The organism is Flavobacterium sp. MR2016-29, from assembly GCF_015350695.1.
GTDB lineage: Bacteria > Bacteroidota > Bacteroidia > Flavobacteriales > Flavobacteriaceae > Flavobacterium.
In genome coordinates this window covers 1-357 of sequence record NZ_JADKPU010000028.1, presented here as the reverse complement: position 1 = coordinate 357, position 357 = coordinate 1, and the positions used below count along the sequence as shown (strand labels likewise).

Below are 357 nucleotides of genomic sequence, written 5' to 3'. Positions count from 1 at the left end.
CAAGTGTTAGTGGAAACACACGCTGGGGAAAAAAGATGTTAATCTAAAGGAACTGAATCACAAAATTCAATTACTCTTGCTGTTAGTTCAAATAATAAATTTTAAGTAAAACAGAGTCTCGTAGCTCAGCTGGTTAGAGTACTACACTGATAATGTAGGGGTCGGCAGTTCGAGTCTGCCCGGGACTACTATTTAACTTAAAAAAGGAAATTCTAGAGGTTGAGATCCTTATTTTTTGGAATTTGGAAATTAAAAATTTTGGAATTTTAAAAATATTGGGGGATTAGCTCAGCTGGCTAGAGCGCCTGCCTTGCACGCAGGAGGTCAACGGTTCGACTCCGTTATTCTCCACTGATT

The 357-nt window shown here is 38.7% G+C and carries 2 tRNA genes; both read left to right on the top strand.

Annotated features, from left to right (window positions below):
* The first annotated feature begins 114 nt into the window (after nucleotides 1-114).
* Nucleotides 115-188: transfer RNA gene (locus IR010_RS20030), tRNA-Ile, on the top strand.
* A gap of 89 nt (nucleotides 189-277) precedes the next feature.
* Nucleotides 278-351 (top strand) — tRNA-Ala (locus IR010_RS20025).
* The last annotated feature ends 6 nt before the right edge of the window (nucleotides 352-357 follow it).